Genomic DNA, 19,587 nt, shown 5'->3' with positions numbered 1-19,587 from the left:
TGATACCTAATGACGCCGACCGTCCCGCAGTAGGCCGGTGACGGGAGCCCTTGCCGGAGACCGCCGGGCGCTGCTGGGAGGCGCCTCCTGGCGTAAGATGGAAGGACTCCGCTGGCTCCCGCGTGCTCGGCAACAGCCCCGCCCACGCAGCAGCCGGCGGCATTTAAGTTTCGAACTGGAGGAGACCACGGGCCTGCGGGCCAGCACCATGACTGAATCAGCGAACGGAAAGCGCCGGCTCAATACTGAACGCGCCGCCGGAGAATTCCCCCATTCACTTCCCGGTGTTCGGACGGAGGTGGTTCTCTTCGACAACTCCGATCAGATGGTCCAATCGCTCGGCAGCCATGATGAGGCCTTGCGTTACATCGAAGAGCAGTTCCCATCCGTTAACTTCCACGTCCGTGGAAACGAACTGTCCATGAGCGGCCCTGCCAACGAAGTTCCCCGCATCATGCGGCTGCTGCATGAAGTTCGCGGTCTCGTGGCCCGTGGCACAGTCATCAGCCCCGCGGTGTTGCAGCAGCTCGTCTCGTTGCTCCGCAGCCAGTCATTGCAGAACCCTGTGGACGTCCTCACCCATGACATCCTCTCCAGCCGGGGGAAGACCATTCGGCCCAAGACCCTGAACCAGAAGAACTACGTGGACGCGATTGACGCGAACACGGTGATCTTCGGGATTGGCCCTGCAGGTACGGGCAAGACGTACCTCGCGATGGCCAAGGCTGTCCAGGCGCTGCAGCAAAAGGAAGTCAGCCGTATTATCCTGACCAGGCCCGCCGTCGAGGCCGGCGAACGGCTGGGATTCCTGCCGGGCACCCTGAGCGACAAGATCGATCCCTACCTGCGCCCGTTGTACGACGCGCTGCACGACATGATGGACCCCGAGGCCATCCCGCGCCTGATGGCCGCCGGGACCATCGAAGTGGCGCCGCTGGCTTACATGCGGGGGCGCACGCTCAACGACGCCTTCATCATCCTGGACGAAGCGCAGAACACCACACCGGCACAGATGAAGATGTTTCTTACGCGTTTGGGCTTCGGGTCCAAAATGGTGGTCACCGGAGACGTCACCCAGGTGGACCTTCCCTTCGACACACGCTCAGGTCTGCGGATCGTGGAGGAGATCCTGCAGGGAATCGAGGACGTGAACTTCACCGTTTTGGACTCCACTGACGTGGTCCGCCACCGTCTTGTGGGTGACATCGTGCGTGCCTACAGTCTCTGGGACGATCTCCAGCGGAACAAAGTGAAACACTCGGTAAGCCGGGAAAAGCGGGGGGAAAACGCGTGAGCATTGAGGTTAACAACGAATCCGGCATCCAGGTTGATGAAGCGGAGCTTGTGTCACTGTCCCGGTACGTTTTCGAACAGCTGTATATCCACCCGCAGGCTGAACTCTCCATCCTCCTGGTGGATGAACCAGCCATGGAAAAGCTCCACATCGAGCTTATGGACGAGCCGGGATCCACAGACGTGCTCTCGGTCCCCATGGACGAACTGACCCCCGGTACACCGGACCGGCCCACCCCGCAAGGGATGCTGGGTGACATTGCCGTGTGCCCCCAGGTCGCGCAGGTTCAGGCCGTCAGCGCCGGGCACTCCCTGCAGGATGAAATCTTGCTCCTGACGACGCACGGGATCCTCCACCTGCTCGGCTATGACCATGCAGAGCCCGAGGAAAAGGAAGAGATGTTCGGCCTCCAGCGCCAGCTGCTTTCCGGCTTCACCGGCAAAGAAGCACCCGCCGAGACCACACAGTGACGCCCCTGCTCCTTGTCGGCATGGCCCTGGCGTTCCTCAGCACCGCAGCACTCCTGACCGCAGCCGAGGCCGCGTTCACGTTCCTTCCCCGGCATGACGCCGAAGACGCCCTGCTGAAAAGCCGCGGAAACGCCATGAAGCGCATTCTGGCCCAGCCGGTGGCCCACATCCGGGCTTTGCGGTTCTGGCGGGTCTGGTTTGAGATGGCGTCGGCCGTGGCCGTGGCCGTCCTGCTCCACAGCCTGCTGGACAACGTCTGGCTGGCCGGGCTTGCCGCCACCGGGATTATGGCCCTGCTGGGCTTCGTCATCGTCGGAGTTTCCCCGCGGCAGATCGGCAGGCTCCATTCGGCTGCCGTAGTCCGATACACGGCACCACTGATCAGGTTCCTGACGTGGGTCCTGGGTCCCATCCCCGGATGGCTCGTGGCGCTGGGCAGCGCCGCCGCTCCCGGCGCTCCGGCGGGTGATGACGGGTTTTTCAGCGAACAGGAGTTCCGCGAACTCGTGGACCGCGCTTCTGAATCGGACATGATCGAAGACACCGAAGCGGAAATGATCCAGTCAGTCTTTGACTTCGGCGATACCCTGGTGCGCGCCGTGATGGTGCCCCGGACGGATATCCTCAGCATCGACGCCGGCTCCAGCCTCCGGCGGGCAATGTCGATGTTCCTGCGTTCGGGCTATTCGCGGATCCCCGTGATCCGCGACAACACGGACCAGATCCTTGGAATCGTCTATCTCAAGGACGTCGCGGCGACGCTTCATGAGCTGGGACCCGACGACGAACAGCCCCCGGTCGAAGCACTGGCCCGCGAGGTCCGTTACGTCCCGGAGTCCAAGCCGGTGAGCGACCTGCTGCGGGAACTGCAGAAGGAGTCAACACATGTGGCCATCGTGATCGACGAATACGGCGGCACGGCCGGTCTTGTCACCCTCGAGGACCTCATCGAGGAAATCGTCGGCGAGATCGTGGACGAGTATGACACCGAAAGCGCCGAGGCGGTGGCCCTGGGCGGCGGTTCCTACCGGGTCAGCGCCCGGATGAGCATCGACGACCTCGGAGAACTGTTCAATATCGAGCTCGACGACGACGAGGTTGACACCGTGGGCGGGCTGCTGGCCAAGGCCCTGGGCCGCGTTCCCATTGTGGGCAGCCGCGTGGAGGTTGGCGGCATCTCGCTGCTCGCTGAACGGCTTGAGGGCCGCCGCAACCGCGTCAGCCACATCATTGCCGCAGTAGTACCAAAAGTAGACACTGACCTTGAAGACCTCCTCGACGAGGCGGAAGCAACCCAGCAGGGAGTTCCACGTGAGCAAGAAAAGTAATCGTCCGGCCAACCCGGATTCAGCCGCAAAAGACTTCGGTGGCTACAGGGCAGGCTTTGCGGTCCTCGTCGGGCGGCCGAACGCGGGCAAATCAACCCTGACGAACGCCCTGGTGGGCCAGAAGGTGGCGATCACCTCCGCCAAGCCGCAGACCACTCGGCACACGATCCGGGGGATCGTGCACCGCGATGACGCCCAGCTGATCCTGGTGGATACCCCGGGCCTGCACCGCCCCCGCACGCTGTTGGGAAAGCGGTTGAACGAACTCGTCGCCGACACCCTCGCCGAGGTCGACGCGATCGGCTTCTGCCTTCCCGCCAACGAGAAGATCGGCCCGGGCGACAAGTACATCGCTGCCCAGCTCGCCGCCATCGGCAGCAAACCGGTCATCGCGATCGTCACCAAGGCTGACACTGTGGACCGGCAGGCGCTCACCGAGCAACTGCTCGCCGTCGCAGCCCTGGGCCGGGATGTCATCGGGGAGGACGGTTGGAAGGACATTGTCCCCGTCTCCGCCACCGACGGGTTCCAGGTGGACACTCTCGCCGACGTCCTGATCAGCCACATGCCGGCGTCGCCGCCCCTGTATCCGGACGGGCACCTGACGGACGAACCCGAAGCCGTGATGATCGCCGAACTCATCCGGGAAGCTGCCCTCGAAGGCGTCCGCGACGAATTGCCGCACTCCCTGGCCGTCGTCGTCGATGAGATCGTTCCGCGTGAGGGCCGGCCCGAAGACCGGCCTTTCCTCGACGTCCGGGTAAATCTCTATGTGGAACGTTCGTCACAGAAGGCCATCATCATCGGCAAGGGCGGGGCACGGCTCCGCGAAGTCGGCACCAACGCTCGCAAGGGGATCGAGGCTCTGCTCGGCGCCCGCATCTACCTCGACCTGCATGTGAAGGTGGCCAAGGACTGGCAGCGTGACCCGAAGCAGCTGGTCAAACTGGGCTTCTGACGCAGCACGTTTCGCCTTACCCCGGCCGGTCGTCGGGAAGTTCCCAGACTGGGCAACTAAAATAGGCCGGATTCAATTTTTTTCAAGGAAGGTACACCACACATGGGGCGAGGCCGCGACAATCGCGAGTACGGAGCTGACGCGTCAGCCGGGACCGGTCCGGTCTCCCGACACGCTGATGCCACCGCCGTCGGCGTTGCCCGGCATCTCGGATCCCGGAGCCGGATGCGGGCGTGGCTGAAAGTGACCACTGCAGTGGTCACCATCCTGGTGGTTGGAGGTCTTGGCTTCGCAGGGTACTGGTATTTGCGGTTTCAGTCGAACATCACCACGGCGCCGCTGAACGCCGGTGGCACGGCGAAGGCAGAGGACAAATCGGACCGGATGCAGATCCTGATCCTCGGTTCGGATACCAGGGACGGCGCAAACGCGGAGTACGGCGCTGTGGACGACTCAACAGGTTACGGCAAGTCTGACGTCATGATGCTGATGGACGTATCGGCCGACAACAAGCGTGTCAGCGTCATCAGCTTCCCCAGGGACCTGCTGGTCGATATTCCTGAGTGCACCGACCAGATGACCAAACGGACTTATCCCGCCCGCTCCGGTGTCATGATCAACGAGGCCATGAATGAAGCCGGCATCGGCTGCGCCGTAGACACGGTCAACAAACTGACTGGCCTGGAGATCGATCACTTCATGATGGCGGATTTCACCGCCGTGAAGGAACTCTCCAACACGGTGGGCGGCGTTGACGTGTGCATCAGTGACGCCGTCTACGATCCGGACTCCCGGCTGCGCCTGCCGAAGGGCACATCCTCGGTTCAGGGCGAAATGGCCCTTGCCTTCCTTCGGACCCGGCACGCTTTCGCCGACGGCGGCGATCTCGGCCGGATCAGGGCACAGCAAGGATTCCTGTCCTCCCTCACGCGCAAGATCAAGGACGACGGCACATTGTCCGACCCCTCCAAAATGCTGACCATTGCAGATGTTGTGACCAAAAACCTCACGGTGGATGAGGGGCTGGCCTCCGTGCCGTCGCTCGTGAGTATCGGCAGCCGGCTGAAGGACATCGATATCAGCAAGGTGGCGTTTGTGGCCGTGCCCACCACGCCTGCAGTCACGGACATCAACCGCCTGCAGATTGCGGAGCCTGCAGGGGCCCAGCTGTTTGCGGCCCTCCGCGAGGACGTGGACCTGACGGATCCAACAGCACCCACCACACCATCCCCGGCGCCGACGGAAACGACAGCCCCCCCAACAGCAACAGCCCCGGCTGTGGCACCGTATGACAAGGCGCTGCAACCAGTCATCGTGGCCAACGGCAGCGGCGTCCCGGGGCGCGCCCAGGAAATCGTGCAGGCCCTGATCACCGGCGGCTTCACCCAATCCGGGCAGTTTGAAGCCACTCCGGTGGCGCAGAGCGTTGTCTACTACGGTACTGAATTCGCCGACGTCGCAGCTGACGTGGCTGCACTGCTGGGCATCCCCGCCGCCCAGGTCCAGCTGGCACCTCGCATCGCCGGAGTACAGGTGCACCTCGGAACGGACTTCACCACCGGGGCAACCTACGGCGCCGGCGCCGGCGCCGCACTGCCCGAGGACATCGTTAACCAGACGGCCGGCGACACCGTGTGCCAGCAGGCCAACCCGGTGCTGATCGTCCGGGGCTGACGGCAACACCCAGTAGAAAAAGAGAGGCGGGGCCAAGCGGCCCCGCCTCTCTTTGTCTACTGGAGGTGTGTCTCTGCTGGAGGGTGATTACCAGATGCTGACGCGAGCTTCCTGCGGCATCCACATGCCGTCCTGGTCGGTCACGCTAAAGGCATCGTGGAAGGCGTCCAGGTTCTTGGCGATGGCGTTGGTCCTGAACTCGTTGGGGGAGTGGGGATCCGTGGCGAGCCTCCTGATGGCCTCTTCGGACCGGATGACCTGCCGCCAGCCGGCCGCCCAGGACGCGAAGAACCGCTGCTGCCCCGTCAGCCCGTCCAGCACCTCGGGTTCCCGGCCGTCAAGGCTGAGGAGGTAGGCCTTGTAGGCGATGGTCAGGCCGCCAAGGTCGCCGATGTTTTCCCCGAGCGTCAGCTTGCCGTTGACGTTGTGCCCCGGTGCCGCGTATGGCGACAACGCATCGTACTGTGCCACCAGTTTGGCCGTGAGTTCCTCAAAGGACTTCCGGTCATCCTCGGTCCACCAGTTCCGCAGGGCGCCGCCGCCGTCGAACTGTGACCCCTGGTCATCAAACCCGTGGCCGATCTCGTGGCCGATCACCGCTCCGATGCCGCCGTAGTTGACGGCGTCATCGGCGTCGGCCGTGAAGAACGGCGGCTGCAGGATCGCGGCCGGGAAGACGATCTCGTTCAGCATCGGGTGGTAGTACGCGTTCACCGTCTGCGGTGTCATAAGCCACTTGTTGAGGTCCACCGGTTTGCCCACCTCATCCAGGTGGCGGTCGACGTCGGCATTGTGGGCCCGTTCGACGTTCCCGAGGAGGCCGGTGGGGTCGATTTCCACAGCGGAGTAATCGATCCACTTGTCGGGGTAGCCGATCTTGGCGCGGAATGCCTCCAGTTTCCGGAGGGCCTCAGCCTTGGTTTCCTCGCCCATCCAGGCAAGGCCGGTGATGGACTGCCGGTAGGCCTCGATCAGGTTGGCCACCAGGGTCTGCATGCGGGCTTTGTGGGTTTCGGGGAAGTGCTTCGAGACGTAAATCTGCCCGACGGCCTCACCGAGTGCGGCTTCCACGACGGCGACGGCCCGCTTCCAGCGGTCCTTGTTCCGGGGTGTGCCGCTGATGGTTGTTCCGTAGAAGGCAAAGTTGGCATCCACGAACTCGGCGGACAGGTAGGGCGCGGCGCCGTTCACGACGCGCAGGGCCAACCACTCCTGCCACACGGAGAGCGGTTCGGACTCCAACAGGCCTGCGGCCCCACTGAAGAAGTCCGGGGTGCTCACCACTATCTCGTTGCGCTTGTCGGCGTCGATCCCGGCAGCTTCGAACCAGGTGTTAAGGAGTGGGAACAGCGTGGCTGCTTCCTCAGCGGACTTGAGATTGTAGGTCTTCTGCGGGTCGCGCAGGGTGACATTGTCCCAGTGGTGGGAAGCCAGGCTGGTTTCGAGAGTAACGACGCGCGCGGCCGCAGACTCCGCATCTGCCACTCCCGCCAGGGCGAACATGGTCCGGACATGTTCGCCATAGGCCTTGACCATGGGGGCGAACTTTTCTTCGCGGTAATAGGACTCATCCGGCAGACCAAGGCCACCCTGGCCGGTGTAGAGCAGGATGCGGTCCGGGTTGCCCGCGTCCGGAGCCGGGTATATATAGAAGAGCCCGGAAACGTCCGACCGGAACAGCCGCCCGGCCAGGGCCACGAGGTCGGCAACGGTGGTGGTGGCAAAAACCTCGGCAAGGCGCCCGCGGATGGGCTCCATGCCCTTGGCTTCGACGGTGGCTTCGTCCATGAAACTGTTATAGAGCTCGCCCACCTTCCGTTCTATCCCGCTGGCGGCTTCACCCTTGGCAGCTGCTTCCTCGATGATGTCCCGGACCGCGATCTCCGCTCCGTCGCGCAGTGCGGTAAACGTTCCCTCGAGTGGCCGGTCATCCGGAATTTCCGTGGCCTTGAGCCAGGACCCGTTCACGTGCTGGTACAGGTCATCCTGCGGCCTGACAGTGTGGTCAATGTTGGACAGATCGATCCCCGAGATGGGCACAGATGCTCCTTCGTGTGACGGACCGCGGCCGGCGCTGGCACCAGTGCGGCGTCTGCATGTTGGACGATAAGGACGGTGGTGCTCTCTCATCTTACGCACGCGTGCTAACCTCAAATGGTGCGCGCAGAGCTCCTTCTTCTTAGCTGCCGCGGCGAGGCCTCAGACGCGATCTAGCGCAAGGCCCATCCTCGTCGCGGAGATTGTGTTGCCCGGCCACCCTTTCAGATTTGAACCACAGAAAAGGCCCCGATAGTAATGCGAAACGCACAAAAGCCCTCAGGAATGCCCGTCCACCGCTACGTCCCGTTCCAGGATCAGATCACCGTTGAACTGCCTGACCGCACGTGGCCTGACAAGGTCATCACCAAGGCCCCGCGCTGGTGCGCCGTGGACCTGCGCGACGGCAACCAGGCGCTGATTGACCCGATGAGCCCCGCCCGCAAGTTGAAAATGTTCCAGCTGCTGGTCCGGATGGGCTACAAGGAAATTGAAGTTGGCTTCCCCTCCGCCTCGCAGACCGACTTCGACTTCGTCCGCCAGCTCATCGACGGCAACCACATCCCGGACGACGTCACCATCCAGGTTCTGACCCAGGCCCGCGAGCACCTGATCGAGCGGACGTATGAGTCCCTGGTCGGCGCAAAACAGGCGATTGTCCACCTATACAACTCAACGTCCGTCCTGCAGCGCCGCGTGGTGTTCAACCAGGACCAGGACGGCATCCTGGACATAGCGCTCCAGGGCGCCCGGCTGTGCAAGAAGTACCAGGAAACCCTCGTTGACACGCACATCACCTACGAATACTCCCCGGAGTCGTTCACCGGAACCGAACTGGACTACGCCGTCCGGGTCTGCAACGCCATCGCCGACGTCTTCGAAGCATCCGCAGACAGCCAGGTCATCATCAACCTGCCCGCCACGGTGGAAATGGCCACGCCGAACGTTTACGCCGATTCCATTGAGTGGATGAGCCGGAACCTGCACCCGCGTGAGGGCATCATCCTGTCCCTGCACCCGCACAATGACCGGGGCACCGGCGTGGCCGCCGCCGAGCTGGGGTACCTGGCCGGCGCGGACCGGATTGAAGGCTGCCTGTTCGGCAACGGCGAGCGGACCGGCAACGTGGACCTCGTCACCCTGGGCCTGAACATGTTCGTCCAGGGCATCGACCCCATGATCGACTTCTCCGACATCGACGAGATCCGGCGCACCGTGGAGTACTGCAACCAGTTGCCGGTTGCCGAGCGTTCCCCCTACGGCGGCGACCTCGTGTTCACCGCTTTCTCAGGTTCGCACCAGGACGCCATCAAGAAGGGTTTCGAGGCGCTCGAGAAGGATGCTGCCGCCGCCGGCAAGGACGTTGCGGACTTCACCTGGCAGGTCCCGTACCTGCCGGTTGACCCCAAGGACCTGGGCCGCAGCTATGAGGCCGTCATCCGCGTCAACTCGCAGTCCGGCAAGGGTGGCGTGGCCTACCTGCTCAAGAACGAACACAGCCTGGACCTGCCGCGCCGCGCCCAGATGGAATTCTCCGGCGTCATCCAGAAGAAGACCGATACCGTGGGCGGCGAAGTCAGCGGCGCCCAGTTGTGGCAGCATTTCCAGGACGAGTACCTGCCTTCCAGCGAAACGGACGGCCAGTGGGGCCGCTACTCGCTCGGTTCCGTCAGCACCGAAACCGATGACGACGGCGGGATGACCCTGCACGCCTCGCTCACCGTTGACGGTGTCCAGGTCCGTCGCACCGGCACGGGAAACGGGCCCATCGCCGCGCTGTTGAGCATCCTGCGCGAGGACGGCATGGATGTGCGCGTGCTGGACTACAGCGAGCATGCCCTTTCGGAAGGCGGCAGCGCCATGGCGGCAGCCTACGTTGAGTGTGCCGTGGGGGAGCGGGTCCTGTGGGGCGTCGGTATTGATGCCAACACCAGCATGTCATCGCTCAAGGCCGTCATTTCCGCAGTCAACCGTGCAATCCGGGATTCCCGCGCCTGATTCGGAAGACGTTGCGCGCCGGGACTCCCGGCGCGCAACGCACCGGCATTGCCGGCTTTCCGGAACTCAGTGCGAAGATTAACCGTGGTCCAACAATCCTTTGCTGCCCGGTCCTACCGGGATGACGCCGTGGTGCTCCGTACCCACAAGCTGGGTGAGGCCGACCGCATCATCACACTGCTGACCAAGCACCACGGCCAGATCCGGGCCGTCGCCAAGGGAGTCCGACGGACCAGCAGCAAGTTTGGAGCCCGGCTGGAGCCGTTTATGGTTGCCGACCTGCAGTTGGTCTCCGGAAAAACACTGGACATAGTCACCCAGGCTGTCGCGAAGGGCGCCTACGGCAGCAACATCGCCGCAGACTATGGCCGCTACACCGTTGCCGCTGCCATGACCGAAACTGCGGAAAAACTGACTGACGTGGACGGCGAAGCCGGCACTGCCCAATACAACTTGCTCGTGGGGGCGCTGGCCTCGCTGAGCCGGGCCGAACACGCGCCCGGACTGATCCTCGATTCGTATCTCCTGCGCGCCCTCGCTACCGGCGGCTGGGCGCCGAGTTTTACCGTTTGCGCCCGCTGCGGCCGGCCCGGCCCCCATACGGCGTTTTCGGCTCCGCTCGGCGGCATGGTCTGCGCTGACTGCAGGCCACCCGGTTCGCCTGCGCCGGCGGCGGAGACCGTCCTCCTCCTGGGCGCCCTGCTGACCGGGGACTGGACGACGGCGGACGGTTCGCAGGTGCCGCACCGCCGGGAAGCTGCGGGGCTGGTGGCCGTATACCTGCAATGGCACCTTGAACGTGTCCTGAAATCCCTCAAACATGTGGAGCGTGGCTGACAGTGGCCTTGGGAAAAAAGAAGACTCTTTCGCGGCAGCGGACCGCGCCTGTGGTGGCACCGTATCCCCACCCGTCCGGCGCGGTTGCTCCGTCGATCCCCGCCGAATTCGTCCCCCGCCATGTCGCTATTGTGATGGACGGCAACGGCCGTTGGGCCAACCAGCGGGGCCTGCCGCGGATCGAGGGCCACAAAGCCGGCGAGCCGGCCCTGCTGGACGTGGTGGCGGGCGCTATCGAACTCGGCATCGAATACGTGAGCGTCTATGCTTTTTCCACCGAAAACTGGCGCCGCTCACCCGAAGAAGTCCGCTTCCTGATGGGTTTTAACAAGGACGTGCTACGAAGGCAACGGAACCAGCTGGATGAGTGGGGTGTCCGCGTACGGTGGTCGGGGCGGCGTCCTAGACTGTGGGGCTCGGTGATCCGCGAATTGGAAGAGGCTGAGGAATTTACCGCGGGCAACAGCACCTGCACGTTGACCATGTGTGTTAATTACGGCGGCCGGGCGGAAATAACAGACGCCGTGTCTGCTATCGCCGCAGAGGTTGCCGCAGGCCGGATCAAGCCCGGAGCCATCACCGAGAAAACCATCCAGAAGTTCCTGGACGAGCCGGACCTGCCGGACGTCGACCTGTTCCTGCGGAGCTCGGGGGAGCAACGGCTCTCAAATTTCCTGCTGTGGCAGTCGGCGTACGCTGAGTTCGTTTTTATGGACACGCTGTGGCCCGACGTCGACCGTCGGACCCTGTGGGACGCCGTCGAAATCTATGCCCAGCGGGACCGGCGCTACGGCGGCGCCGTCGACGCCGCGCCCGGTTCGGCCGTACCGTAACCCCGGAGCCAGCGGGCGAGCCGCGTATAGGCGTCGGCCCGCACTTTGGCAGGGGAGAGGAAGACGTCGTGGAGCGCGCCGTCGATCCGTTCGACCGTGACGCTTCGCCCCAGCGTCAGGGCGCGGAGGGCGATGATGTTGACGTCCAGCACGGCGTCGGTGCGCCGCATTTCCTCGGACCAGAACGGCCCGGTGGCACTGCCCCGGGACAGCAACACCAGGATGGGTATGTCGATGCCCAGGCCACGGGCCACCTTGGTGTGCCCGGCCAGGATGGCGCTGAGCCAGCCAACGCGGAGAGGGAATGCCATGGGCGGCCGGAACCTGTCGTCAAGCGGCCATTCGCCTTCGGCTGAGCTGCTGATGGTCCGCCAATAGAATCCCCGCTCGGGCAGGCGCAGGACAGCCTCAGGCCGGAAACGCGCCAAGGGTCCCACCATTGTGGAGGCAGCGCGACGCACCAGGGAGCTGCCGTGCATCTCCAGCCACGGACTGTTCAATACCAGCTGGGAGGCTGCTCCGGGGTGGTTGCTGACCCAGAGGGCGGCCACCAGGCCGCCGGTGGAGTGGCCCATCAGGGTGAGGGGGACCTCGGCTCCCACGTCCGGCGAGTACGTGTCGGCCCGAATGATGGCGACGGCCGCCTCGATCTCAGCGTCATAGTCCGCCAGGTTCGCCACATAGCCGCCCGGCGTTTCCGGGCGCAGGCTGCGGCCGTGGTTGTGCATGTCCAGGGCGTAGAACTCGTAGCCGCTGCGTGTCCAGAACTGAGCGAGATCCACATTGAAGAAGTAGTCGCTCCAACCGTGGAGGAACAGAACCGTCCGCCGCCGGCCGGTGGCCGCCGGGTCCTTCGCCGGACGGAACCGCACCAGCGTGGCGGTGCGCTGGACGCCGTCGTCGCCGGCGGCCTCGAAGGTGCAGGCTTCGAAGCCGTCACCGAGGATATCTGGCTGCCACCTCATGGCTTTATGCTAGCCGGGGCCGCGTCTATGTCCGCCCGGTTTGGTCTGGACCGGCCGAGACGGAAAACTAGAGCCATGCGCGTATATCCGACATTCTTCAGGCTGGCCTTTTCGTGGATGGACGCCGAACGCGCCCACAAGATCGGATTCAAGGGGATCAAGCTCGCCCACACTTCCGGCGCGGGACGGTTGCTGCAACGGTTCACGGCGCCCGCGGCCTCACTGCAGACTTCTGCCTTTGGGTTGACCTTCCCATCCCCGTTCGGCCTTGCCGCCGGATTCGACAAGGCGGGGTTCGGTATCGAGGCCCTCACCGAACTTGGCTTTGGCCATGTCGAGGTAGGGACCATTACCGGGCAGGCACAGCCGGGCAACGAGAAGCCGCGTCTTTTCAGGCTGATCGAGGACCGGGCTGTCATTAACCGGATGGGGTTCAACAACGATGGTGCGGCCGCCGTCGAACCGCGCCTCAAAGCTGCACGCGCCGCCCTTCAGCGCAGGCACCCCAACGTCCGCCCCGTGATCGGAGTGAACATCGGCAAGAGCAAAGTGGTGGAGCTCGACGACGCCGTGGCAGATTACCTTATCAGTGCCCGGAGCCTGGCCCCGGCAGCGGACTACCTGGTGGTCAATGTCAGCTCCCCCAACACGCCCGGGCTGCGCCTTCTGCAGGATATCCAGACACTGCGCCCGCTGCTCACCGCCGTCGGGGCAGAAGCGGACAAGGCTGCCGGCCGGCACGTCCCGCTGCTTGTGAAGATCGCACCGGACCTCAGCGATGAGGACATCGACGACGTCGCCAAGCTGGCACTGGAGCTTAGGCTGGACGGCATTATCGCCACCAACACCACCATCGGGCGTGCGGGGCTGGCGTCGCCGGCCGCGAAGGTCGACGAATGCGGCGCGGGGGGCCTGTCCGGGACACCGCTGAAGCAGCGTTCACTGGAAGTCCTTCGCCGACTTAGGGAGGCCACCGGGGGTGCGATCACGCTGGTGTCCGTCGGCGGAGTCGAGACGGCAAAAGACGTCCAGGACCGCTTGGATGCCGGGGCCACGCTGGTCCAGGGGTACACGGCCTTCCTGTACGAGGGGCCTTTCTGGGCGGTACGGATCAACCGCGACCTGGCGAAAGCCCGACGCAAGAGCTGATTAAGCAACAAAACCCCGGCAGTCTGGCTGCCGGGGTTTTGCTGTCTATTCAGGGGTGAGCGGCCGGGACTTGGTCCGGCCGCGCAGTTCAGGACGGGTATTGCCCGCGCTTCACGAGCGGCTTGGGCAGGCGCAGCTTGCGGAACTGCAGGGAACGCATGGAGCCATACCAGACCGTGCCGCGCTCAACCTCGCCGAACTTCCCGGTCAGCTTCTTGCGGAGCTGCCTGGACAGAATGAAAACATCCACAAAGACGGCCAGGAACATCACCCAGAAACCGCCCAGGACATAAACCATCTGCTCACTGGACGCCGGCACGATCAGGGAAATGATGACAAATACGAGGGCGCCGAACATCAGGTATTCGCCCAGGCTGAAGCGCGCATCCACGTAGTCGCGGGCATAACGCTTCTGCGGACCCTTGTCGCGCAGGGGCAGGAACTTTTCATCACCTGTATCGAGCGCCTGGCGCATTTTGGTCCGCTGGTCCTGGATGGCCTGGCGCTCAGCGGCCTTGGACGCCTTGCGGTCCTCCGGCACCAGGGGCCGTTTGCGGGCAGCCTCCTGGGCTTTGCGCTTGGGCGTGGGCGCACCCTTGCCCAACGCGGCATCCTGCCGGGCTGCCGCTTCAGCGGCCTGCTGGTCTATTGATTGCTGCGCCGTTGGCGCTTCCTTTTTACGTCCGAACACGTGAACAGAATACCTTGCGGCCTGCGGAGATCCGGCGCGGGTATTGTGTTCGCCATGACTCCCACTCCAGCAGCCAACCCGTCCGACGCCAACACCCACGGCTCCGGTCACCCTGCACCGGCCGTCGACGCGGACGGACTCAGGCTGTCCGTCGCAGGTTCCTTCGGCACCACACTGGACCGGCTCAAGGAACTTGTGGCCCTTCCCGGCATCGCGTGGCCGAGTTTCGATCCTGCCCCTTTGGAGGCCAGCGCGCAGGCCGTAGCGGAACTGTTGCGCGCCGCCGGAGTCGAGGATGTCCAAGTCCTGCGCAGTAATAAGGACGACGGCACCCCCGGTGGCCCTGCCGTCGTCGCACGCCGCCTGGCGGCAGAAGGGAAGCCGACCATCCTGCTGTACGCCCACCACGACGTCCAACCGCCCGGGGACCCGGCGCTGTGGGAAACAGAGCCTTTCACCGCCGTCGAACGGGACGGCAGGCTGTACGGCCGCGGCGCAGCTGACGACAAGGCCGGAATCATGGCCCACGTGGCCGCCTATGCTGCAGCGACCGAGGTTGTGGGCACCGAATTTGGTCTTGGTGTGACGTTCTTTTTCGAAGGGGAGGAAGAAGCTGGTTCTCCCACCTTCCGTTCCTTCCTGGAAACGCACCGGGAACTGCTGCGGGCCGATGTGATCGTGGTGGCCGATTCCAGCAACTGGAAGGTGGGCATTCCCGCCCTGACCACCAGCCTGCGCGGCCTTGTGGACGGAACCATTGAAGTTCAGGTATTGGACCATGCCGTCCACTCGGGCATGTTCGGTGGACCCGTACTGGACGGGCCAACCCTGCTGTCCCGGTTGATTGCCACCCTGCACGACGCAGCGGGCAACGTCGCGATTGAAGGCCTGGTGTCGAACGACAACGTCGGAGTGGAACTGACCGAAGCGGAGTACCGTGCCGATTCCTCCGTTCTCGACGGCGTCCGGCTCGCCGGCACGGGCAGCATCGCCGCCCGATTGTGGACCAAGCCAGCCCTGTCCATCATTGGCTTCGACGCACCCGCCGTGGACGTGGCATCAAATACGCTCCTGCCGCGCGCGCGGGCCAAGTTCAGCCTGCGCCTCGCGCCGGGCCAGGATCCAGCGGCAGCGATGGAAGCCGTGGAACGGCACGTCCAGGCCAACGCACCCTTCGGGGCAAAGGTGGTGTTCACTCCCGGGGAAAGCGGAAAGTCGTTCCTCGCTGACACCACGTCCAAGGCCGCGACGTTCGCCATGTGGGCGCTGGGGGAGGCCTGGGGTGTTCCTGCGGTGGAGATGGGAATCGGCGGGTCGATTCCGTTTATCGCCGACCTGATGGACGTCTACCCGGACGTCCAGATCCTGGTGACCGGAGTTGAGGATCCCGATTCCCGCGCCCACAGTGCCAACGAGTCCCTTCATCTCGGTGATTTCAGGAACGCAGTGGTGGCTGAAGCGCTGCTGCTCGCCCGGCTGAACTCCGAAGGCCTGTCCTGACTGGGATGCCCCGCGCATGCCGGCATCCGTCCTCCGTTGGGAACAACCAGCGGACCGGCTTGGTTACGTCAGGAGTTAGAGCTACACGGCTGACCGAAGTAGCATGTAGCTATAGCCCGTACCGTATCCGTAGGGGCAGGCACCGCTGACGCGGGGCCGCCAGGACCGTCCTAAGGTAGGCCAAATGAGCACCGCAACCAACGAGAACATCACCGAGACCGCCAGCGCTGCCAGCGATGAACTGGCCGCGCACGAGGTCAAACTGACCGACGTCGCAGCAGGCAAGGTCCGCAGCCTCCTGGAGCAGGAAGGCCGCACCGATCTCCGCCTCCGCGTTGCCGTCCAGCCCGGCGGCTGCTCCGGCCTCATCTACCAGCTGTACTTCGACGAACGCCTCCTTGACGGAGATGCCGTCCGTGACTATGACGGCGTCGAAGTTGTAGTGGACAAGATGAGCGTTCCGTATCTCAGCGGTGCCAGCATCGACTTCGAGGACACCATCTCCAAGCAGGGCTTCACCATTGACAACCCCAACGCCGGCGGCTCCTGCGCCTGCGGTGATTCGTTCCACTGACCCGGTTCTTTCGCCCGATGCCGGCGCCTGCTTTCCGTCCGCCAAAAACGGCACGGAGACGCGGCGCCGACATGTGGGCGAAACGCCCGGCAGAGCGGTAAGCTCTACACCGAGTAGTAAAACTTTTAGTGTGCCCGGACGGCCCCTTGGGTGGCCGGGCAACAGCAACAAGTAGGAAGGGCCGTCTGTGAGTTCGCAGAACCGAACCGGCAGCCGACGCAAAACGATCACTACGATCTCAGGCTTGGCAGTTGCCGGCGCGTTGGTTTTGACTGGATGTTCGCCAGAGGTAGAGAAGGGGTGGCTGCCCACCGAGCGTGGCACCACCAATCACACTGACCGGATCATGGACCTCTGGGTCAACTCATGGATTGCAGCCCTTGTTGTGGGCATCATCACGTGGGGTTTGATCGTTTGGTGCCTTGTCGCCTACCGCCGCCGCAAAGGCACCACGGGTTTCCCGCGGCAGACCAGCTTTAATCTCCCGCTGGAGGTCTTCTACCTGACCATCCCGCTGTTCATGGTCCTGGTGTTCTTCTACTTCACCGACCGCGACCAGCAGGCCATCGATGACCGCTCCAAGCCGGCCGACGTCGTTGTTGACGTCCGCGGCAAGCAGTGGGCCTGGGACTTCAACTACAAGTCCGGCGACGTCGTCACTGAGGACGTCCACGAAGCAGGCGTGCAGGCACACCTGACGGGCAACACCATCAACAAGGAAGCGCTTCCGACGCTCTACCTGCCGGTTGGAAAGTCAGTTGACCTCGAACTGAACTCCCGCGATGTCATTCACTCTTTCTGGGTTCCCGCCTTCCTGCAGAAGCGCGACATGATCCCCGGCAAGACCAACTACATCAGGTTCACGCCCACTAAAGAGGGAACCTACGACGGCAAGTGCGCCGAACTCTGCGGTGAGTACCACTCCGAAATGCTGTTCCGCGTCAAGGTTGTCTCTGAAGCCGACTTCCAGGCTCACATGGACAAGCTCAAGGCAGATGGCAACACCGGACTCCTCGGCGAAGAGTATGACCGCAACCCGAACCTGAACGAAATTAAGTAAGGGGAGCGACGTGGCTACTTACACCCAAACCGCACCTGCCGGAACCCTTGAGGCTCCCGTAGTTCCTAGGTCCAAGGGACGCATTGTCGTCAACTGGATCACCTCCACAGACCACAAGACCATCGGGTACATGTACCTGATCGCCTCGTTTGTGTTCTTCTGCTTCGGTGGCGTCATGGCGCTGCTCATCCGGGCTGAACTGTTCGAACCCGGCATGCAGATCCTGCAGACCAAGGAGCAGTACAACCAGCTGTTCACGATGCACGGCACCGTGATGCTGCTGATGTTCGCGACGCCGCTGTTCGCCGGCTTCACCAACGTGATCATGCCCCTGCAGATCGGTGCCCCCGACGTCGCGTTCCCGCGGCTGAACGCACTGGCCTTCTGGTTCTTCCTCTTCGGCTCCACGATTGCGGTGTCCGGCTTCATCACCCCGCAGGGTGCGGCGTCGTTCGGCTGGTTCGCTTATGCGCCGCTGTCCAACACGACATTCAGCCCCGGCATCGGCGGTGACCTGTGGGTCTTCGGCCTGGCTCTGTCCGGATTCGGCACCATCCTGGGCGCGGTCAACTTCATCACCACCATCATCTGCATGCGCGCGCCGGGCATGACCATGTGGCGGATGCCCATCTTCACCTGGAACGCCCTCGTGACGTCCATCCTCGTGCTGATGGCCTTCCCGCCGCTGGCTGCCGCACTGTTCGCGCTTGGCGCCGACCGCCGCTTTGGTGCACACATCTTCGATCCGGAGAACGGCGGCGCCGTACTCTGGCAGCACCTGTTCTGGTTCTTCGGACACCCCGAGGTGTACATCATCGCGCTGCCGTTCTTCGGCATTGTGTCCGAGATCTTCCCGGTCTTCAGCCGCAAACCGATCTTCGGCTACAAGGGCCTTGTCTACGCCACCATTGCCATCGCCGCACTTTCGGTGACCGTGTGGGCACACCACATGTACGTCACCGGCTCGGTCCTGCTGCCGTTCTTCGCCTTCATGACCATGCTGATCGCAGTCCCGACCGGGGTGAAGTTCTTCAACTGGATCGGCACCATGTGGCGGGGTTCGTTGACGTTCGAGACTCCCATGCTGTGGAGCCTCGGCTTCTTGATCACGTTCCTTTTCGGTGGCCTGACCGGCATCATCCTGGCCTCGCCTCCGCTGGACTTCCACGTGTCTGACTCCTACTTCGTGGTGGCGCACTTCCACTACGTGGTGTTCGGCACGGTGGTGTTCGCGATGTTCGCAGGCTTCTACTTCTGGTGGCCAAAATTCACCGGCAAGATGCTCAACGAGCGCCTCGGAAAGATCCACTTCTGGCTGCTGTTCCTGGGCTTCCACGGCACGTTCCTGATCCAGCACTGGCTGGGCGTTGAAGGCATGCCCCGCCGTTACGCGGATTACCTCGTGGAGGACAACTTCACGTGGATGAACCAGTTCTCCACCATCGCCTCGTTTGTGCTCGGCGCATCCCTGATTCCCTTCTTCTGGAACGTGTACATCACCTGGCGCAGCTCCGAGCGCGTTGAAGTGGACGATCCGTGGGGCTTCGGGGCGTCGCTGGAGTGGGCCACCTCCTGCCCGCCGCCGCGCCACAACTTCACCTCGCTGCCCCGGATCCGTTCAGAGCGTCCCGCCCTGGACCTCCACCACCCGGAGCTCTCGCAGGTACACACCGTTGAATCGCCTGCAGCCGCAGCAGCGGTGCTTGGTAACGCCGACCAGAAGGACACCGCCAAGTGAAAATCGAATCATGGATATTTGGAGCCGGAGTCTTCTTCTTCGTGCCGGTTTCCCTGGTCTACGGTTTCCTGACCCATTGGAGTGAATGGGTCGGAACCCTCGGAGTCCTCCTGGTGGGCGGACTGTCCGGCATGATCGGCGGCTACCTTGGCTTCACCGGCAAACGCGTCGGGATGCGTCCCGAGGACCGCAACGACGCCGAGATCCACGAGGGCGCCGGTGAGCAGGGGCACTTCAGCCCCTGGAGCTGGTGGCCGCTGGTTCTGGGCCTCGCCTGCGCCGGTGGATTCCTGGGCCTGGCGGTGGGCTTCTGGATTGTGTTCATTGCAGCCGGTCTCGCGGTGGTTGCCCTCGTGGGCTGGGTCTTCGAGTACAGCCGTGGGGACCACGCCCATTAGCAGGCGCTGAGCTTCAGCAAAGTTTTCGCACATTACGACGTCGGGCCCCACCGGAAGGTGGGGCCCGACGTCGTTCTTGTCCG

General features: G+C 63.7%; 17 protein-coding genes. 14 read left to right on the top strand and 3 right to left on the bottom strand.

Annotated features, from left to right (window positions below; translation table 11 throughout):
• Window positions 1-208 precede the first annotated feature (208 nt).
• The 5 genes from AC50YA_RS15560 (at window position 209) to AC50YA_RS15540 (ending at window position 5,724) form a co-directional block, all read left to right on the top strand.
• Window positions 209-1,294: a PhoH family protein gene (locus AC50YA_RS15560; RefSeq protein WP_485836534.1), complete on the top strand. Its 1,086-nt coding sequence runs from the start codon at window positions 209-211 to the stop codon at window positions 1,292-1,294.
• Window positions 1,291-1,764: an rRNA maturation RNase YbeY gene (gene ybeY / locus AC50YA_RS15555; protein WP_494983154.1), complete on the top strand. Its 474-nt coding sequence runs from the start codon at window positions 1,291-1,293 to the stop codon at window positions 1,762-1,764. The genes AC50YA_RS15560 and ybeY overlap by 4 nt, the downstream gene beginning before the upstream one ends.
• The gene (locus AC50YA_RS15550) at window positions 1,761-3,092 is read left to right on the top strand and encodes a hemolysin family protein (RefSeq protein WP_494983153.1); all 1,332 of its coding nucleotides are present in this window, start codon (window positions 1,761-1,763) and stop codon (window positions 3,090-3,092) included. The genes ybeY and AC50YA_RS15550 overlap by 4 nt, the downstream gene beginning before the upstream one ends.
• Window positions 3,076-4,050, top strand: a complete 975-nt coding sequence (era, locus tag AC50YA_RS15545) for a GTPase Era (protein WP_494983152.1) — start codon at window positions 3,076-3,078, stop codon at window positions 4,048-4,050. The genes AC50YA_RS15550 and era overlap by 17 nt, the downstream gene beginning before the upstream one ends.
• Window positions 4,051-4,152: 102 nt before the next feature.
• Window positions 4,153-5,724: an LCP family protein gene (locus AC50YA_RS15540; protein WP_494983151.1), complete on the top strand. Its 1,572-nt coding sequence runs from the start codon at window positions 4,153-4,155 to the stop codon at window positions 5,722-5,724.
• 87 nt (window positions 5,725-5,811) lie between these two features.
• Here the strand turns inward: AC50YA_RS15540 and AC50YA_RS15535 are convergent, their stop codons facing one another.
• Window positions 5,812-7,764, bottom strand: a complete 1,953-nt coding sequence (locus tag AC50YA_RS15535; RefSeq protein ID WP_494983150.1) for a M13 family metallopeptidase — start codon at window positions 7,762-7,764, stop codon at window positions 5,812-5,814.
• 255 nt (window positions 7,765-8,019) lie between these two features.
• Here AC50YA_RS15535 and leuA point away from each other — a divergent pair, with 255 nt between their 5' ends.
• The 3 genes from leuA (at window position 8,020) to AC50YA_RS15520 (ending at window position 11,429) form a co-directional block, all read left to right on the top strand.
• Window positions 8,020-9,759, top strand: coding sequence for a 2-isopropylmalate synthase (gene leuA / locus AC50YA_RS15530; protein ID WP_494983149.1), 1,740 nt, complete (start codon window positions 8,020-8,022; stop codon window positions 9,757-9,759).
• An 84-nt stretch (window positions 9,760-9,843) separates the two neighbouring features.
• Window positions 9,844-10,596: a DNA repair protein RecO gene (gene recO / locus AC50YA_RS15525; protein WP_494983148.1), complete on the top strand. Its 753-nt coding sequence runs from the start codon at window positions 9,844-9,846 to the stop codon at window positions 10,594-10,596.
• A gap of 2 nt (window positions 10,597-10,598) precedes the next feature.
• Complete coding sequence (locus AC50YA_RS15520) at window positions 10,599-11,429, top strand: isoprenyl transferase (RefSeq protein WP_494983147.1); 831 nt, start codon at window positions 10,599-10,601, stop codon at window positions 11,427-11,429.
• Here AC50YA_RS15520 and AC50YA_RS15515 read toward each other — a convergent pair.
• Window positions 11,384-12,394, bottom strand: coding sequence for an alpha/beta hydrolase (locus tag AC50YA_RS15515; RefSeq protein WP_494983146.1), 1,011 nt, complete (start codon window positions 12,392-12,394; stop codon window positions 11,384-11,386). The genes AC50YA_RS15520 and AC50YA_RS15515 overlap by 46 nt on opposite strands.
• A 75-nt stretch (window positions 12,395-12,469) precedes the next feature.
• Here AC50YA_RS15515 and AC50YA_RS15510 point away from each other — a divergent pair, with 75 nt between their 5' ends.
• Entirely contained in the window at window positions 12,470-13,543 is a 1,074-nt protein-coding gene (locus AC50YA_RS15510) for a quinone-dependent dihydroorotate dehydrogenase (RefSeq protein WP_494983145.1), read from the top strand.
• Between the two features lie 88 nt (window positions 13,544-13,631).
• Here AC50YA_RS15510 and AC50YA_RS15505 read toward each other — a convergent pair whose 3' ends face one another.
• Window positions 13,632-14,234, bottom strand: a complete 603-nt coding sequence (locus AC50YA_RS15505) for a DUF3043 domain-containing protein (RefSeq protein ID WP_160671063.1) — start codon at window positions 14,232-14,234, stop codon at window positions 13,632-13,634.
• A gap of 54 nt (window positions 14,235-14,288) precedes the next feature.
• On the opposite strand from AC50YA_RS15505, the gene AC50YA_RS15500 reads away from it, so the two are divergent.
• The 5 genes from AC50YA_RS15500 (at window position 14,289) to AC50YA_RS15480 (ending at window position 19,504) form a co-directional block, all read left to right on the top strand.
• Window positions 14,289-15,734, top strand: a complete 1,446-nt coding sequence (locus tag AC50YA_RS15500) for a dipeptidase (RefSeq protein ID WP_494983144.1) — start codon at window positions 14,289-14,291, stop codon at window positions 15,732-15,734.
• A gap of 184 nt (window positions 15,735-15,918) precedes the next feature.
• Window positions 15,919-16,308 carry a HesB/IscA family protein gene (locus AC50YA_RS15495; RefSeq protein ID WP_494983143.1) on the top strand — a complete coding sequence of 130 codons (390 nt, stop codon included), beginning with the start codon at window positions 15,919-15,921 and terminating at the stop codon, window positions 16,306-16,308.
• Between the two features lie 187 nt (window positions 16,309-16,495).
• On the top strand, window positions 16,496-17,368 hold the full coding sequence (gene ctaC, locus AC50YA_RS15490) for an aa3-type cytochrome oxidase subunit II (RefSeq protein ID WP_494983142.1): 873 nt from the start codon (window positions 16,496-16,498) through the stop codon (window positions 17,366-17,368).
• A gap of 10 nt (window positions 17,369-17,378) precedes the next feature.
• Entirely contained in the window at window positions 17,379-19,106 is a 1,728-nt protein-coding gene (ctaD, locus tag AC50YA_RS15485; RefSeq protein WP_494983141.1) for an aa3-type cytochrome oxidase subunit I, read from the top strand.
• Window positions 19,103-19,504 (top strand): cytochrome c oxidase subunit 4, encoded by a 402-nt coding sequence (locus AC50YA_RS15480; protein ID WP_494983140.1) that lies wholly within the window; start codon window positions 19,103-19,105, stop codon window positions 19,502-19,504. The genes ctaD and AC50YA_RS15480 overlap by 4 nt, the downstream gene beginning before the upstream one ends.
• Window positions 19,505-19,587 lie beyond the last annotated feature (83 nt).

It is taken from the genome of Pseudarthrobacter sp. RHLT3-21 (assembly GCF_059383495.1).
This window is presented reverse-complemented; position numbering and strand designations above follow the sequence as displayed.

Coding starts and splice junctions, on each gene's coding strand:
- AC50YA_RS15540 (WP_494983151.1), top strand. CDS start 4,153: ATGGGGCGAGGCCGCGACAATCGCGAGTACGGAGCTGACGCGTCAGCC.
- AC50YA_RS15500 (WP_494983144.1), top strand. CDS start 14,289: ATGACTCCCACTCCAGCAGCCAACCCGTCCGACGCCAACACCCACGGC.
- AC50YA_RS15560 (WP_485836534.1), top strand. CDS start 209: ATGACTGAATCAGCGAACGGAAAGCGCCGGCTCAATACTGAACGCGCC.
- AC50YA_RS15515 (WP_494983146.1), bottom strand. CDS start 12,394: ATGAGGTGGCAGCCAGATATCCTCGGTGACGGCTTCGAAGCCTGCACC.
- AC50YA_RS15495 (WP_494983143.1), top strand. CDS start 15,919: ATGAGCACCGCAACCAACGAGAACATCACCGAGACCGCCAGCGCTGCC.
- AC50YA_RS15510 (WP_494983145.1), top strand. CDS start 12,470: ATGCGCGTATATCCGACATTCTTCAGGCTGGCCTTTTCGTGGATGGAC.
- leuA (WP_494983149.1), top strand. CDS start 8,020: ATGCGAAACGCACAAAAGCCCTCAGGAATGCCCGTCCACCGCTACGTC.